This window comes from Streptomyces sp. C10-9-1, assembly GCF_024497955.1.
GTDB classification, from domain to species: Bacteria; Actinomycetota; Actinomycetes; order Streptomycetales; family Streptomycetaceae; genus Streptomyces; species Streptomyces sanyensis.
The window spans coordinates 379,982-392,997 of the sequence record NZ_JANHKP010000003.1 but is presented as its reverse complement, the minus strand read 5'-3'; the positions used below and the strand labels follow the sequence as shown (position 1 = coordinate 392,997).

The following is a 13,016-nucleotide window of genomic DNA, read 5'->3' as shown; positions in this document are numbered from 1 at the left end:
CGATCGGGAAAGGGGCTCCGCGTGTTCTTCGTCGACACCATCGAGCTGGAAGGCCTCGGGAACCGCAGCTATCTGGCCGGTGGGAGCCGGACGGCGGTGGCGGTGGACCCCCCGCGGGACGTCGACCGGGTGCTGGCCGCAGCCGTGCGCCGCGGTGTACGGATCTCCCATGTGGTCGAGACGCATGTGCACAACGACTACCTCACCGGCGGGCTCGAACTCGCCCGGATCACCGGTGCGGCGTACCTCGTACCGTCCGGGGCGAGAGTGGCCTTCGCCAGGACTCCCGTGTCCGACGGCGACTCCTTCACCGTGGACTCCGGGCTCGTACTGATCGCGATGGCCACACCCGGACACACGCCCCACCACACCTCCTATGTGCTCAGCGACGGCGGTGCCCCTGTGGCGGCGTTCACCGGAGGATCCCTTCTCGTCGGCTCGGTCGGCCGACCGGACCTGGTCGAGCCCAGGCTCACCGAGCAGCTCGCGCGCGCCCAGCACGCGTCAGCCCACCGTCTCGCCGCCGAGCTGCCCGACGACACCGCGGTCCTGCCCACCCACGGCTTCGGCAGCTTCTGCTCCTCGGTGCAGGCCGACGGGGGCGACACCACGACGATCGGCAAGGAGAAGGCCGCGAACGCGGCGCTCACCACCGAGGTCGATGCCTTCGTCGCCGACCTGCTCGCCGGTCTCGACGATGTGCCCGCCTACTACGCCCACATGGGTCCGGCGAACGCCAAGGGCCCGGCGCCGGTGGATCTGACCCCGCCCGCCCTCGCCGACGCGGAGGAGATCGCCTCCCGCCTCGCGGCCGGGGAATGGGTGGTGGATCTGCGCAGCCGCCTCGCCTTCGCCGAAGGCCACGTGGCCGGTTCCTTCAACTTCGAGGCGGACGGAAGTCTCGCCACCTACCTCGCGTGGATGATCCCCTGGGGCAAGCCGGTCACCCTGCTCGCCGCGGATGCCGAGCAGCTGGCCGCCGCGCAGCGCGAACTCGTCCGGGTCGGCATCGACCGCCCCGCCGCAGCGGCCACGGGAGACCCGGGCAGCTGGCTCCGGGCCGGGGAGGAGCCGGCGAGTTTTCCGCGTTCCACCTTCGCCGGGCTGGCCGAGCAGGGGATCGACCAGGTCGTCGTGCTCGATGTGCGCCGGGACTCCGAGCGGGCGGACGGCTGGATCGAGGGCGCCGTGCACATTCCCGTGCACGAGCTGGCCCGCCGCGTCCACGAGGTCCCCGACGGCACGGTGTGGGTGCACTGCGCCGGAGGCATGCGAGCCGCGATCGCCGCCTCGCTGCTGGATGCCGCCGGGCGCGAGGTGGTCGCTGTCGACGACGGCTTCGACGCCGCCACCGCTGCGGGCCTGCCGCTCGTTCCGGCGTGACCCGATGCCCGTCGACCCGGGTGCGACAGCCGTCGGCGCCGTTCGGGCACCGATCCCGATGCGACCGCGGTCGCATCGGGATCGGTGCGAGTCCGCCCCGGACGCCACGCGCCGACCGGTCGGACCTCTGCCCCACCTTCACCCGATCGATTCGGAAGGAAACCCCACCATGTTCCTGTCCCGCCGGACCGCGCCGCGCCTCAGCGTGGGCGAGGCCTACAGCCGCACCCGCGGGGACCGGCCGGGCGCCGTCCTTCTGGATGTGCGTGAAGCGCCGGAGTGGAGCGCCGGGCACGCTCCCGGAGCAGTGCATGTCGCGCTCACGGCCCTCGTGGCGGGCGCACCCCTGCCGCAGGCCGCGCAGGAGCTGCCCCTCGTGGTGATCTGCCGCAGCGGGCGGCGCTCCCAGCGTGCGGCGCAGCTCCTCGTGGAGCGCGGCGCGGAGGCAGTGGACGTCGAGGGAGGCATGAACGCGTGGGCCTCCGCCGGATACCCGGTCGTCGACGAACGCGGGAACAGCGGCCGAATCGCGTGACCTCTCTCGTCCTCGCCCTCATCGCCGGCGCCGTCGTCGGACTGGCCCTCGGGGCCCTCGGCGGCGGTGGCAGTGTCCTCGCTGTTCCGGCCCTGATCTACCTCCTCGGTTTCACTCCCGTCGCAGCCACGACGGCAAGCCTCGTCATCGTCACGGCGACCTCCGCCACGGCTCTGTACGCCCACGCCCGCGACGGCGCCGTGGCCTGGAGGACGGGTGCGCTGTTCGCCGCGGCGGGCATCGGGCCGGCCTTCCTCGCCGGTGCCGCCGCGGGGCGGCTGGACCCGGCGCTGCTGACCGGTGCCTTCGCCGTCATCGCGGGCTTGGCGGCTCTGCGGATGCTGCGCCCTGCCACCGGTCCCTCGGGGCCGGTCCGACCGGTCAAGGCTGCCGGAGCGGGCGCAGGGCTGGGTGCCGTGACGGGATTCCTCGGGGTGGGAGGCGGCTTCCTGGCGGTCCCCGCCCTGGTGGGCGTACTCGGACTGCGCATGCGTCAGGCAGTGGGTACCAGTCTGCTGGTGATCACCGTGAACTCGCTCGCCGCACTGGTGGCGCGTGCGGGAACAGGCGGTGCGCTGGACTGGGCGGTGATCGGGCCCTTCGCCGGGGCGGCAGTCCTGGGGGCCTGGGACGGGAAGCGTCTTGCCTCGAAGGTCTCCGGCGCGGCCCTGCAGCGGATCTTCGCCTGCGTCCTGCTGGCGGTGGCGGCGTTCATGCTCACGGACGTGATCGTCTGAACCTCGACGCCGCCACCAGGTCAGGCCAGCGACAGGAACAGCTTCTCCAGGCGGCTGCGCATCGCGTCCCGGTCCTCTCCCGATTGCTTGCCGTCCTCGATACCGGTCAGGCACTGCTGGAGTCCGGTGGCGATGATCGCGAAGCCCGCCCGGTCCAGTGCGCGTGATGCGGCCGCCAGCTGGGTGACGACCTCCTCGCAGTCCCTGCCCTCTTCGATCATCCGGATGACTCCGGCGATCTGGCCCTGAGCCCGGCGCAGCCGGTTGAGGACCGCCTTCAGTTCGGCACCGGCCAGATCAAGTTCCACGACAACTCCTCACGAAATACCCCGAGGGGTACTCTGGTGCCCTCGTTGGGGGCCCCGTCGACACACAAGGATGACATCTGCCATGACTACGCCTGAGGCCCTCGCCACTCACGAGGCCCGGACCCGCCTGCACGAGCTGACCATCATCGACGTACGAACCCCGGGAGAGTTCGCAGGCGGCCACCTGCCCGGTGCCCTCAACATCCCCCTCGACCGGATCGCACAGGCGCTGCCGGACATCCGGCACGCGGCTGACCGCGGAGACGTCCTCGTCGTCTGCGCTTCGGGGGCGCGCTCCGGCAACGCCTGCCGGATCCTCGCGGAGAACGGCATCACGACGGCCACGCTCTCCGGAGGCACCGGGGCATGGGCCGCGGACGGGCACGAACTGCACCGCCCGCAGGGCGCACCGCGGGCCACGTGGGGCATGGAGCGCCAGGTGCGCCTGACCGCAGGTGCCGTCGTGCTTCTTGGACTGCTTCTCGGGGTTCTCGTCCACCCGGCCTTCCAGCTCGTCTCGGCCGGGATCGCGGCAGGCCTCGTCTTCTCGGCTCTGACCAACACGTGCGGCATGGCCGCCCTGCTCGCCAAGCTCCCCCACAACCGACCTCGTGGCGCAGACCTTGAGGATTCCCTCGCCGCCTTGCGCAGCCGCTGATCCGAGCGCCGTGCGGACACGGGCGGGCGTGCGCGGCGCCCTGCCGCGATCACGTCCTCACCAGGGCTGGAACCTCCGGCGTGCCCGTTCGCGAGGTGCACGATGCCCACGTGGCGGAGGTGGACCGGCCCGGTCTCCTTCGATCATGAGGCAGTAGGCGCCGGCACGAGCGGCTGTGCCACACAGAGGGTCCCGGGGCCGTCCTCCCATGCGCGGGTCGGGACTCCGGCAGCGGAGTGGCTTTGTCCACGAGCTATCCCGTGGACAAAGCCAGCGGAGAGACGCTGCGTGATGTCCCGTCGCCTCTGTTGCCAGGGCGGGACGGGCTGGCACTCCGCCGCAGGTTGACGGGTCGTCCGGCGCTCGCCCGGCGGCAACTCGACGGCGGCACGGATCACGCCCCGAGGGAGGTGCATGATGCTCTGCGCCTCCGTGGGCCCTGCTGCGCTTGCCTGACGACGGACGTTGACTGCGGCCTCGGCCTCCGGCCTCCCGCCGGCAGGACACTCACCGCACCCTCCGGCCTCGTGACGACCGGGTCGGGAGGAAGCCCACCCCACGTGCCCTGTGTGGGGCCCCGAAGCGCACCCGTGCTCGGACGGGGCTCGGGGCAAGTGTCCTCTCCAGTTCGGCCACCACGACCTCCAGCGCCGGCAGGACGGTACCGGGCGCGGCCCCCGGCCGTAGTCGGACATCCAGCCGGAGACGGAAGGTCCCGGACGGTCCCCTGAGCCGAGCGCGGGAGGAATCGACGCCGCTGATGCCGGCCACCTGCCACGCCACGGCATCCTCCAGCGCCTTGGCCCGCACCACACCTTCGGCCACCCCCAGCGCCAGCAGGGAACGCCTGCCGTCTCCCAGCTGCCAGGCGGACCACCACAGACCGCACACGAGCACCAGGGCGAGGGCGGTCACCATGACCTCAGGGGTCCAGGGCGGACGCAAGCGGAGCGCGGATCTCACCTCCTCCAGGAGCACCGTGCGTTGCGCGAGGCCCGGCCCCCACGGTGGAAGACCCAGGCCCCACACCGACGACACGACCGCGGCAGCCGCGATCACGAGTACCAGTCCCGTGAGACCTAGCACGGTACGGTTCAAAGCCGTTCGGCAGCGGAACATCAGGGGGCGCCCTCCTTACGGGCCGTGTCTCTCGGATCAGGTACGGAGGGGATCGACGACCTGCCGCTCACGGGCGCTCACCGCCGCTGGTTCCGGAACCCAGTCAGGTGAGAGGCGGGCACTGAGCGACAAGCGCGGCGTTCGGTGCAGTCGGCACCCTGCCAGAGCCGTGACGGTCTGCCGTCGCGCCGTGTCCAGTGCGGCTGCACGGCTACCGAAGACGAGCTCCGCCCGTACCGTCATCCGCCGTCTCCGCAGACGCACCCGCACCGCGCTCACCCCGGGCACGCGTTGCACGGCGTCCTGTACGAGTGCCTCCAGTGCTCGCCGATCGACGGCTGCCTGCAGGCGAGCCGTCGACGTGAGGGTGTGGAGGCGCCGAAGGCCCGGAGCCAGGGCCAGAGTGATCATCGAAAGCCCCAGCGCGGCGACCGCTCCGGCCACGGCCGTCACTGCTGGGCCCCCGAGCCGCGACAGCGCCCATCTTCTTCCCTGGCTCCCGGCGGATCCTCCGATCGGCACCCCGAAGACATGCAGCACCAAGAGCCCTGCTGCGAGGGCGGCCGACATGGCCAGGAGCGCCGAAGGCAGCCGCCGCTGCGACCACCAGCGCAGCGGCGTTCCACTGCCGAAGGCCGCTTTCGCCACTGGTCCGCCTCCCCCGACCTGCTCCGGAAGCAGGCCGACAGCAGGACTCGGTGAGAGGGTGCTGACGGTGATGTGCGGGCGGCCTATCTCGTGGCCGGTCAGTTCCCGAGTGCGCGCAAGCACGTGCTCCTGAACGCGCCGCACGGCATCCGACAGAGGAACGGGGTAGCGCAACGAGACGCGGATGGAGTGTCCGGAGCGGCCAACGTGCGCGGCCGCGGAGCGCTTTGCGGTACCGGAGGCGGTGAGGGACAGTGCCTCCACTGCCGCCCGCTCGGTGATCCGACGGATGGCCGTGTCAGAGACCGTGGTTGTGCCGCGTTCTGCGGGGCTGCTCATTGACGCCCTCGCTCGTACGCGTCTCTCAGATCACTGATCCGCCCACCGTCGTTGAGCCAGTGACCGACGGCCCAACCGGTCGCCCCCAGGGCCGCCACCAAGAGGAGAGCGACGAAGCCACCGAAAAAGCCGGCGAACCCCAGAGCCATGCCGGCAGCCATACCGAGACCCGACGCCTTCACAAGTCTGCTCCAGTCCTGGTCGGGGCCGCTCCGGTGGGGTCACTCCACACGGGAGTCCGCGACGGAGTGGTCCCCGTCGTCCTCCGGGAGGTGGACATCGTTGACGGAGATGTTCACCTCCACCACCTCCAGCCCGGTGATGCGCTCCACAGCGGAGATCACGTTTTCGCGCACGTCGTGAGCGACATCGGTGATGGTGACCCCGTACTCCACGACGAGGTCGAGGTCGATCGCGGTCTGGCGCTCTCCGACCTCGACCTTCACGCCCCGTCCCACGTTCGGCCTGCCGCCCGGAACACGATCGCGCACGGCGCCGATCGTGCGCGACAAGCCGCCTCCCATGTCATGGACTCCGGGGATCTCACGTGCGGCGATCCCGGCCACCTTCACCACCACCACGTCCGCGATCGAAGTCCTCCCACGGTTCGCGGCCGGCTGATCCACGCCGGTGACACCGCTTGATAGAGCGGTGGTCGTGTGTGCTGCCTTTGCGCTCTGCCGAGCGGAAAGGTCCTTCTCGACGGTGGTGGTCTGCGTGGTCATGGCACAGCCCTTTCTCACGGAGGGGATTGGCTCTCACTTCGTCAGACACACCGGCCGGACACGTGTGACGCGCGAGTCCGCGCGACTTTCGGGCCTGACGGGCCGTCGGTCGTCGCGGCAGGCCAAGGGCGGGGCGCCACGGCGCCGTGACGAGTCCCCGGGGGCGGTCGGCCGGCACGCAGTTGCGGCATCCCGCGCTGCGTCAGAGCCCCGCCCGGATCCCCTTGGCGGCAACGTCCTTCCTCCCAGGCAGGCGTGGTCCGGACCCTGCGGGCACGGCGGTCGGCAGCCCGGAGAGCGGTAGGGGCGTCTCCCTGGCAGTGGCCGTCGGGTGCCCCTCCGGCTCCGGCTGTGTACGTGCGCGGCCCCGACCGGTACCGGTGCCTGTGCGTCGGCTCGGTGTCCCCGAGGCGTCGCGGTCACGGGCGGACTCGGCGGGCATCCGACCGAAGCCCCCGCCGGGAAGTCGTGCATAACACGGCACCGGGGAGCCGTGTCCTACCTTCAGAGACCGGACGAGAGGAGCGGCCAGTGGCGGGGGCCCGCACAGACACCGCATCACCCGATGCCTGCGGCGACACCGACGAGCACCTGCTGGTCGTCCGGGCGGCGGAGGGCGACGAGGATGCCTTCGCCGTGCTCGTCCAGCGGCACGCACCAGCGCTGATCCGTGTCGCCACGCGCCTGCTGGGTACCAGGTCCGAGGCTGAGGACGCCGTGCAGGACGCCTTCCTCAGCGCGTGGCGGCGGCTTCCCGAGTTCCACGGCAACTCCACCTTCACGACGTGGATATATCGCATCGTCACCAACCGTTGTCTCAACGTCCTGCGCAGCCGTCGACCGACGGCACCACTGGAGTCGGCGGGTGACGTACCGGCAGCGGAGCACGTGTCGTCTCCGGCGCGGATCACCGAGGCCCGAGATGCAGTGCGGGAACTCCGGGACGCGCTCGAAGTGCTCTCGGCGGAGCAGCGGGCATGCTGGGTGCTGCGAGAGTTGGACGGACGACCCTACGAGTTCATCGCGGAAGCGGTCGGCATCAGTCAGGAGGCTGTCCGGGCTCGCGTATTCCGTGCACGCCGCAGCCTGACACAAGCGATGGGGGCCTGGCGATGACCACGCGTACTACTTCACCCGACCATGGCCGTGACGGGGAGGACGAGCAGCTGGCATGTGGGCGTCTCGTCTTCGACGTGTGGGATGCCTGGGAGCACGGCCGGAGCGATGCGCACCTGCGGGACTGCCCCCACTGCCGTGAGTCCGTGCGCGGCCTCGAACAGCTGCAGTCGGCAGTTCGCGGCCTCCGCGACAGCCCCCTGGACCCCGCGGCTGACGACATGACACCGCTCACTCAGCGGATCATGGACGTGGTGCGCCTAGAACTGCGGCCCGGTCGGCCCCTGCCGCTCGGTGAAGCCGGGGAGGACTTGTGGATCATGGAGGCGGTGGCGGCGCGGGCACTGCGTGCGGCGGCCGAAGGCGTCCCCGGCGTACGGGCAGGCTCGTGCCGCTTCGCGCCCAGCCTCTCCTTCGACACCGGTCCGGTGGACGTGCGCCTGGACATCCATGCCCCGGTGGATGCGCATCTTCCGGGTATTGCCGATGACGTGCGCCGTGAGGTGCGGGCCGCGGCGGACGATCAGCTCGGTCTGGTCATAGCGGCGGTAGACGTACGGATCACTGACCTGGTGGTCGATCCGGACGGAAGCCGGGAGGGGCGAAGCCGATGACCCGGGACCCTGCCCGCAGCCTGCTGGCGCGGGAGATCGCCCGATCCGTCGAGGACGTGCCGGGTGTCGCATTCCTCAAGCCGGGCCTCACCGCTCTGCTTCGACCCTCCTCGCCCCGGACGGCGGACCCTGCGCTGCCGTCCGGGGTGGGGGTGCACGAGCCCCATGGTGCCGAGCCCATGAGGGTCGACGTCCGCATTGTCGTTCTCCGGCACAGCCGTCCCGCCGATGTCGCTCGCGCGACCCGTCGAGCCGTCCGGGAGTGCGTTGCCTCGCTGCTCCCCGAGGACGGAGGCAGGACGGTGCGGGTCAGAGTGACGGTCACCGGGTGGCTCTGAGCCCCAACGGGGAGGCTGCGGATCCGCGGTGTCAGAGAAGTGGAGGTGGAGAGGTGATCAAGAGGTGCAGGCAGGCCGTCCAGACGGCCGCTGCGACAGCCGCTGAACGCAGCCGTCGTCGTCGTGCGGGCGAGATGGGATCGGGCCTGCACCCCGGCCGGATAGCCTTCGGCATGGCGATGTGACCGTGCAGCACCGCTGTCCCGGTTGCGGAAACGGTGCGTGATGAGGGCTTCCGCGCCAGAGGCGGGCCACTGGGCACTTCCGGGCGGCGTTCCTTCCTCCCACCGAGAGAAGCCCGATGCTTCGTGGGACGACGAGGAGCCTGAGGGGCCTGGGTCCGTGTGGCGGCTTCCGCCTCTGACGCCTCGCGTTCCGGCATCAGCCCTTGGGCAAGACCGCTCAGGAATGCGGAGTACGCAGCCCGCCGCAGGCCTGTGGGGGAGGTGCGTCCGGCCTCCCATGAGCGCACTGTGGCCACGGTCACTCCGAACGCGTCGGCCACGTGGCCTTCTGTCAGGTGCCAGGCTCGACGGAGGTGCGCCCTGTCCCGCGGACTGGGCAAGGGAGCCCGAACATCCCTACGGCGAGGATGGGAGGGCATGGGGTGCGGCTGAGGCAGCGGCTTGATCGTCATGACCGTATGACAACCCGACCTTGGGCGATGTGATCGTGGTCCGGGGAAATCCCCCGTATGCCGCACGAACTGTGGCCTTGTGGGCAGGGGTGGGATCCTCCACCACCGGGGCTCAAGGCTTCCGCCGGAGCGGCTGACCTGACGGAGGCCGGGAGCGGAGCCGTGTGCCGTTGGCCGGCGCAGCCACCCCGTGGACACCCGGGGCGACCGTGCGGCACGGCACAGGTCCCGGCGCAGGGGGCACCCTGGAGGAGCGCCGAACGAGCGGCATGGAGTGAAGCGCGGCCTGCCCGCTGGGGCGGGCCGGTGCGGGGTGTGGGATCGACCGCCCGGGCGTGGCGCTGCTTCACCGCCCGGGCGTACGGCTCGTGCGTGTTCTCAGTCTCGCGAGTTTCCGAACAGGAGCCGGTAGGCGACCAGAAGCACCAGGGATCCACCGATGGCCGCTCCCCAGGTGGCGAGGTCGAAGAACTCGTTCTGGATGGGCCGGTCCAGGAGCTTCGCCGACAGCCATCCGCCGGTGAACGCCCCGGCGACGCCGATCACAGTCGTACCGATCAGGCCTCCCGGGTCGCGTCCGGGTAGCAGGAACTTCGCTATCGCTCCTGAGAGGAGACCGAGGACGATCCAACTGATGATGCTCATGCGATGTGCTGCTCTCTCTGTGCGGCGACTGCGACTGCCGTGCGGCCTGGTTCCGGTGAAGCGTGTGCCAGGCAGCGTGCCCCTCATACGGCGGCCTGTCGTCGAAGGGCGGTGACGTCGTGGAGAATCTACAACCTTGTAGAAGGGTATGGCGCTGTGTGTCGATCAACAGTGCGATCCTTCCCGCATGGGGGGTGTTCACTCCCGGGGGCGCCGCGCCTGCGACGTCCCGGTCGTACCGACGGGCGGCCGTCGGTGCCACCCGCACCGTGCTCCGCTCCCGGCTCGCCCGCGGAGGGGCACGGGCAGGCCCGCGGATGTCGGCGGGCAGCACAGGGCGTGATCCCTGTTCGCTAGAATGCCCGGCCAGTCACGGTTGAACGGGGGTTTCCTGGGGCGCGGCCGTCCCTCCGGGCAATCCCTTGCTGTCCCTTGTGGTGCCGAGGACCCCGCACCACGTGATCAGAACCGGCCGAACGGGGAGACGATGGCCTGGGACGAGTGGGAACAGATGAAGTCCGATGCCGCTGAGCGGCAGTCAGCGCGGATGCAGCTCAACCGCCTGGACGGAGGCCCAGGTGCCTCGGCCGCCGACTTGGTGGTGAACAGAGACGACCTCGGAGCCGTCGGGCATGAGGCGTTCCTGCTCCACGGCCGGCTCTCCAAGGACGGTCACCATGCCCGCCCTGCCACCTTCACCGCGGCGAACGCCCTGACTCACGCCAACTTCACCAGCGGAGCCCAACTGATGTCGGTGCACAACCGGTGGAACAGCCAGGTGCGCACCCTGCTGGACGCGTGCGCCCGCATCTCCGACCACCTCGACTACAGCACCTCCGCCCATGCCAACGACGATGCGGATATCGGCGGCAGCCTGCTCTCCGTCTCCAAGATCGACGGATACTTCACCTAGGGAGCGGAGGGTAGTGCCGTGTTGACATTCGAGGACGTCGTGAACGCTCCCGTCGGTCGATTGAAGGAGGCTGTGGACGACTGGTCGGAGATGGCGACCAGGTTGGAGAGGCTCGCCGAAGACGCCCGCCAGGGTATGAAGGCCAAGTCCGACAAGGCCCGGTGGCAAGGCGCCAACTCCGACGTCACCAAGCCCTTCATCGCCAAGACCGCCAAGGAGTTCGGCGACGCCCAGGCCCAGGCGGAGGGCATCAGGCTGCTACTCGCGGACGCGCACACGTCGTTCCGGGCCGCCAGGGATGCCCTCGTCCGCATCAGGGACGAGGAGGGCCCGGCCGCCGGGGTCCACGTCGATGCCAGGGGCAGGGTCAGGCCCCGGCACGACCTGGCGCGGGACACGGCGGCGCGCCACGACCCGGACTACCCGCAGGCCTTGGCGAAGCAGGAAGAGGACGTGGCCTTCTGGCAGCGGAGGGTCGACCGAATCGTCGAGGACTGCTCGGACGCTGACGACTCGCTGAAGCGCGCCCTCCTGGCGAACGTCAAGGACGACCACGACTTCAGTGCTCCCACGTACCGCAGTCTGGACGCCGAGCAGGTGGACCGGGCGGCGGCCCTGATGCGACAGGTCACCGGGGAGGGCGGCACGGCCCGTAACCTGGAGGCCCTGAGGGAACTGGAAGACCTTCTGGACGACAACCGGGAGGATCCGGAGTTCTCCACGGCCTTCTACCGCAGGCTGGGTGCCGAGGGCACTCTTGAGGCGTACACCAGGATGTCGCTGGACTCGACGTCTCTCGGGCCGGCTGGCCAGGACCGGGTGGGCATGGTCCGCAACATTCAGAGCGACATGGGCGCCATTCTCGGCCTCGCCACGCAGAAGTCGACCCCGAACCACCTCGATGCATCGTGGACCACTGAACTCATGAAGGCGGGCCACCGGCAGATCGACGCGCCGGGCGCCGGTTTCGCGAGGTTCTACGGCTACCAGGCCCTGGGTTCCCTGCTCAGGGACGGGACCTACGACAAGGACTTCCTCGTCTCGGTCGGCCGGGACATGGTCGCCCTGGACAGGAAGGACCCGGACGTGTGGTCCCGGAACCTGCCCCCGGACCCGGAGATGCGCATCAATCTCGATGACTCGGGAGGCAAGGGCTTCAATCCCCTGACCGGACTCATGCAGGCCATGGCCAACAACCCGGAGGCGTCCGCCGCCTTCTTCGACGAGCCGCTCCGCGAGGACACCGACAAGGACGGCATCGTCACCCTGGCGGACAAGGCCTCCACCGGCGACGACGCGCGCGGCGTGGTCGACTACCTGCTCGACAAGAAGCCCGCGGACGACTGGTACGACGCCGACGTCCTCGGAGGGGAGTACCCGGCGCAGACGGCCATGGGCAACGCCCTGGAGGCGGCGGTCACCGGACGGGTGCCGGGCGACGAGGACGCCCCCGCGGTCTCGCACAGTGCCACGATGAGCAGCGTGATGGAGAAGGTCGTCGCGAGGATCGGCGGGGAACCCGAGCTCGTCGCCGCGAAGCCCGGCGACCCGGCGGGACCGCTCAGCGGTCTCTCCCGCAACCTCGGCAACATGGCGGCCGAGTACATGCCCGACCTGCAGGCCGCAGCCGAGAACGGTGCGAACCAGGCCAGACCGCTCGGTGAACTGGCGGAGTTCGACAAGGCCGACATGGCCTTCTTTCTCGGTGCGGTCGGCCAGGACCCCCAGGCCTACGGTGCGATCACGAACGCCCAGCAGGCTTACACCACGGCCCTGGTCTCCGATGTGTTCCACAACCCCGACGCCCACGGCGACACGGGTGAAGCCGTGCGGAACGCGGTCCACCCGGGGGGCGAGATCGCCGGTCTCATGTCCGAGGCGAGGGCTCAGGCCGTGCACGACGCCAAGGCCCATGAGGCGGAGGAGTACAACCAGGGCGTCGCGGACAATGCGAAGTGGACGAACCGGATCATCGACGCCGTGGGGGGCAAGTACGTGGAGATGCTGCCCGTGGGGGGTGACGTGGTGGAGTGGGTCAAGGAGGACATCAGCGAGTCTGCCGTGAAGAGCGCGGAGCATGACACGTCGTCCGAGTCCCGGCGTGAGTCCGTGTCCGGCTACGCAGCGTCCGAGCGGGCTGTCAAGGAGGCCGCAGTGGCCGCTGTGGGGGCGGCTGCGAGAGGGGCCGGGCTCACGCCTGAGCAGATCGAGGAGTACAAGGGCGCGGCCTCGACCCAGACGGCGGCGGCGCATTCCGTGGGGCGCGACCTGATCGCCAGTTCCGCCCCCAAGGGGAGTTGA

At 70.4% G+C, this 13,016-nt stretch carries 12 protein-coding genes; 8 read left to right on the top strand and 4 right to left on the bottom strand.

Annotation, left to right across the window (positions count from 1 at the left end; translation table 11 throughout):
• Positions 1-21: 21 nt before the first annotated feature.
• From NPS70_RS06310 to NPS70_RS06300, 3 genes are all read left to right on the top strand, one after another.
• Positions 22-1,383 carry an MBL fold metallo-hydrolase gene (locus NPS70_RS06310; RefSeq protein WP_256523009.1) on the top strand — a complete coding sequence of 454 codons (1,362 nt, stop codon included), beginning with the start codon at positions 22-24 and terminating at the stop codon, positions 1,381-1,383.
• A 169-nt stretch (positions 1,384-1,552) separates the two neighbouring features.
• Positions 1,553-1,918 (top strand): rhodanese-like domain-containing protein, encoded by a 366-nt coding sequence (locus NPS70_RS06305; RefSeq protein WP_256523008.1) that lies wholly within the window; start codon positions 1,553-1,555, stop codon positions 1,916-1,918.
• The gene (locus tag NPS70_RS06300; protein WP_256523007.1) at positions 1,915-2,655 is read left to right on the top strand and encodes a sulfite exporter TauE/SafE family protein; all 741 of its coding nucleotides are present in this window, start codon (positions 1,915-1,917) and stop codon (positions 2,653-2,655) included. Before NPS70_RS06305 ends, NPS70_RS06300 begins: the two co-directional genes overlap by 4 nt.
• A gap of 20 nt (positions 2,656-2,675) precedes the next feature.
• Here NPS70_RS06300 and NPS70_RS06295 read toward each other — a convergent pair whose 3' ends face one another.
• On the bottom strand, positions 2,676-2,963 hold the full coding sequence (locus tag NPS70_RS06295; protein ID WP_256523006.1) for a metal-sensitive transcriptional regulator: 288 nt from the start codon (positions 2,961-2,963) through the stop codon (positions 2,676-2,678).
• Positions 2,964-3,045: 82 nt separating this feature from the next.
• Here NPS70_RS06295 and NPS70_RS06290 point away from each other — a divergent pair, with 82 nt between their 5' ends.
• Entirely contained in the window at positions 3,046-3,621 is a 576-nt protein-coding gene (locus NPS70_RS06290) for a rhodanese-like domain-containing protein (protein WP_256523005.1), read from the top strand.
• A gap of 1,155 nt (positions 3,622-4,776) precedes the next feature.
• On the opposite strand, the gene NPS70_RS06285 is transcribed toward NPS70_RS06290, so the two are convergent.
• Together NPS70_RS06285 and NPS70_RS06280 are read right to left on the bottom strand one after the other, a co-directional pair.
• Positions 4,777-5,727 carry a DUF6286 domain-containing Asp23/Gls24 family envelope stress response protein gene (locus NPS70_RS06285; protein WP_256523004.1) on the bottom strand — a complete coding sequence of 317 codons (951 nt, stop codon included), beginning with the start codon at positions 5,725-5,727 and terminating at the stop codon, positions 4,777-4,779.
• Positions 5,728-5,948: 221 nt separating this feature from the next.
• Positions 5,949-6,452: an Asp23/Gls24 family envelope stress response protein gene (locus NPS70_RS06280; RefSeq protein ID WP_256523003.1), complete on the bottom strand. Its 504-nt coding sequence runs from the start codon at positions 6,450-6,452 to the stop codon at positions 5,949-5,951.
• Between the two features lie 531 nt (positions 6,453-6,983).
• On the opposite strand from NPS70_RS06280, the gene NPS70_RS06275 reads away from it, so the two are divergent.
• Positions 6,984-7,568 carry a sigma-70 family RNA polymerase sigma factor gene (locus NPS70_RS06275; RefSeq protein ID WP_256523002.1) on the top strand — a complete coding sequence of 195 codons (585 nt, stop codon included), beginning with the start codon at positions 6,984-6,986 and terminating at the stop codon, positions 7,566-7,568.
• Positions 7,565-8,182, top strand: coding sequence for an Asp23/Gls24 family envelope stress response protein (locus tag NPS70_RS06270; RefSeq protein WP_256523001.1), 618 nt, complete (start codon positions 7,565-7,567; stop codon positions 8,180-8,182). Before NPS70_RS06275 ends, NPS70_RS06270 begins: the two co-directional genes overlap by 4 nt.
• Before the next feature lie 1,353 nt (positions 8,183-9,535).
• Here the strand turns inward: NPS70_RS06270 and NPS70_RS06265 are convergent.
• A complete protein-coding gene (locus NPS70_RS06265) occupies positions 9,536-9,802 on the bottom strand; it encodes a GlsB/YeaQ/YmgE family stress response membrane protein (protein ID WP_256523000.1) in 267 nt (88 codons plus the stop codon).
• Positions 9,803-10,400: 598 nt separating this feature from the next.
• Between NPS70_RS06265 and NPS70_RS06260 the strand changes: the two genes are divergently transcribed.
• The gene (locus NPS70_RS06260; protein ID WP_308314988.1) at positions 10,401-10,715 is read left to right on the top strand and encodes a hypothetical protein; all 315 of its coding nucleotides are present in this window, start codon (positions 10,401-10,403) and stop codon (positions 10,713-10,715) included.
• Between the two features lie 18 nt (positions 10,716-10,733).
• The gene (locus NPS70_RS06255; RefSeq protein ID WP_256522998.1) at positions 10,734-13,016 is read left to right on the top strand and encodes a DUF6571 family protein; all 2,283 of its coding nucleotides are present in this window, start codon (positions 10,734-10,736) and stop codon (positions 13,014-13,016) included.

Bases quoted from the DNA above. Each gene is read 5' to 3' on its own strand.
- NPS70_RS06305 (WP_256523008.1), top strand. From the start codon at position 1,553: ATGTTCCTGTCCCGCCGGACCGCGCCGCGCCTCAGCGTGGGCGAGGCC.
- NPS70_RS06290 (WP_256523005.1), top strand. From the start codon at position 3,046: ATGACTACGCCTGAGGCCCTCGCCACTCACGAGGCCCGGACCCGCCTG.
- NPS70_RS06285 (WP_256523004.1), bottom strand. From the start codon at position 5,727: ATGAGCAGCCCCGCAGAACGCGGCACAACCACGGTCTCTGACACGGCC.
- NPS70_RS06280 (WP_256523003.1), bottom strand. From the start codon at position 6,452: ATGACCACGCAGACCACCACCGTCGAGAAGGACCTTTCCGCTCGGCAG.
- NPS70_RS06270 (WP_256523001.1), top strand. From the start codon at position 7,565: ATGACCACGCGTACTACTTCACCCGACCATGGCCGTGACGGGGAGGAC.
- NPS70_RS06265 (WP_256523000.1), bottom strand. From the start codon at position 9,802: ATGAGCATCATCAGTTGGATCGTCCTCGGTCTCCTCTCAGGAGCGATA.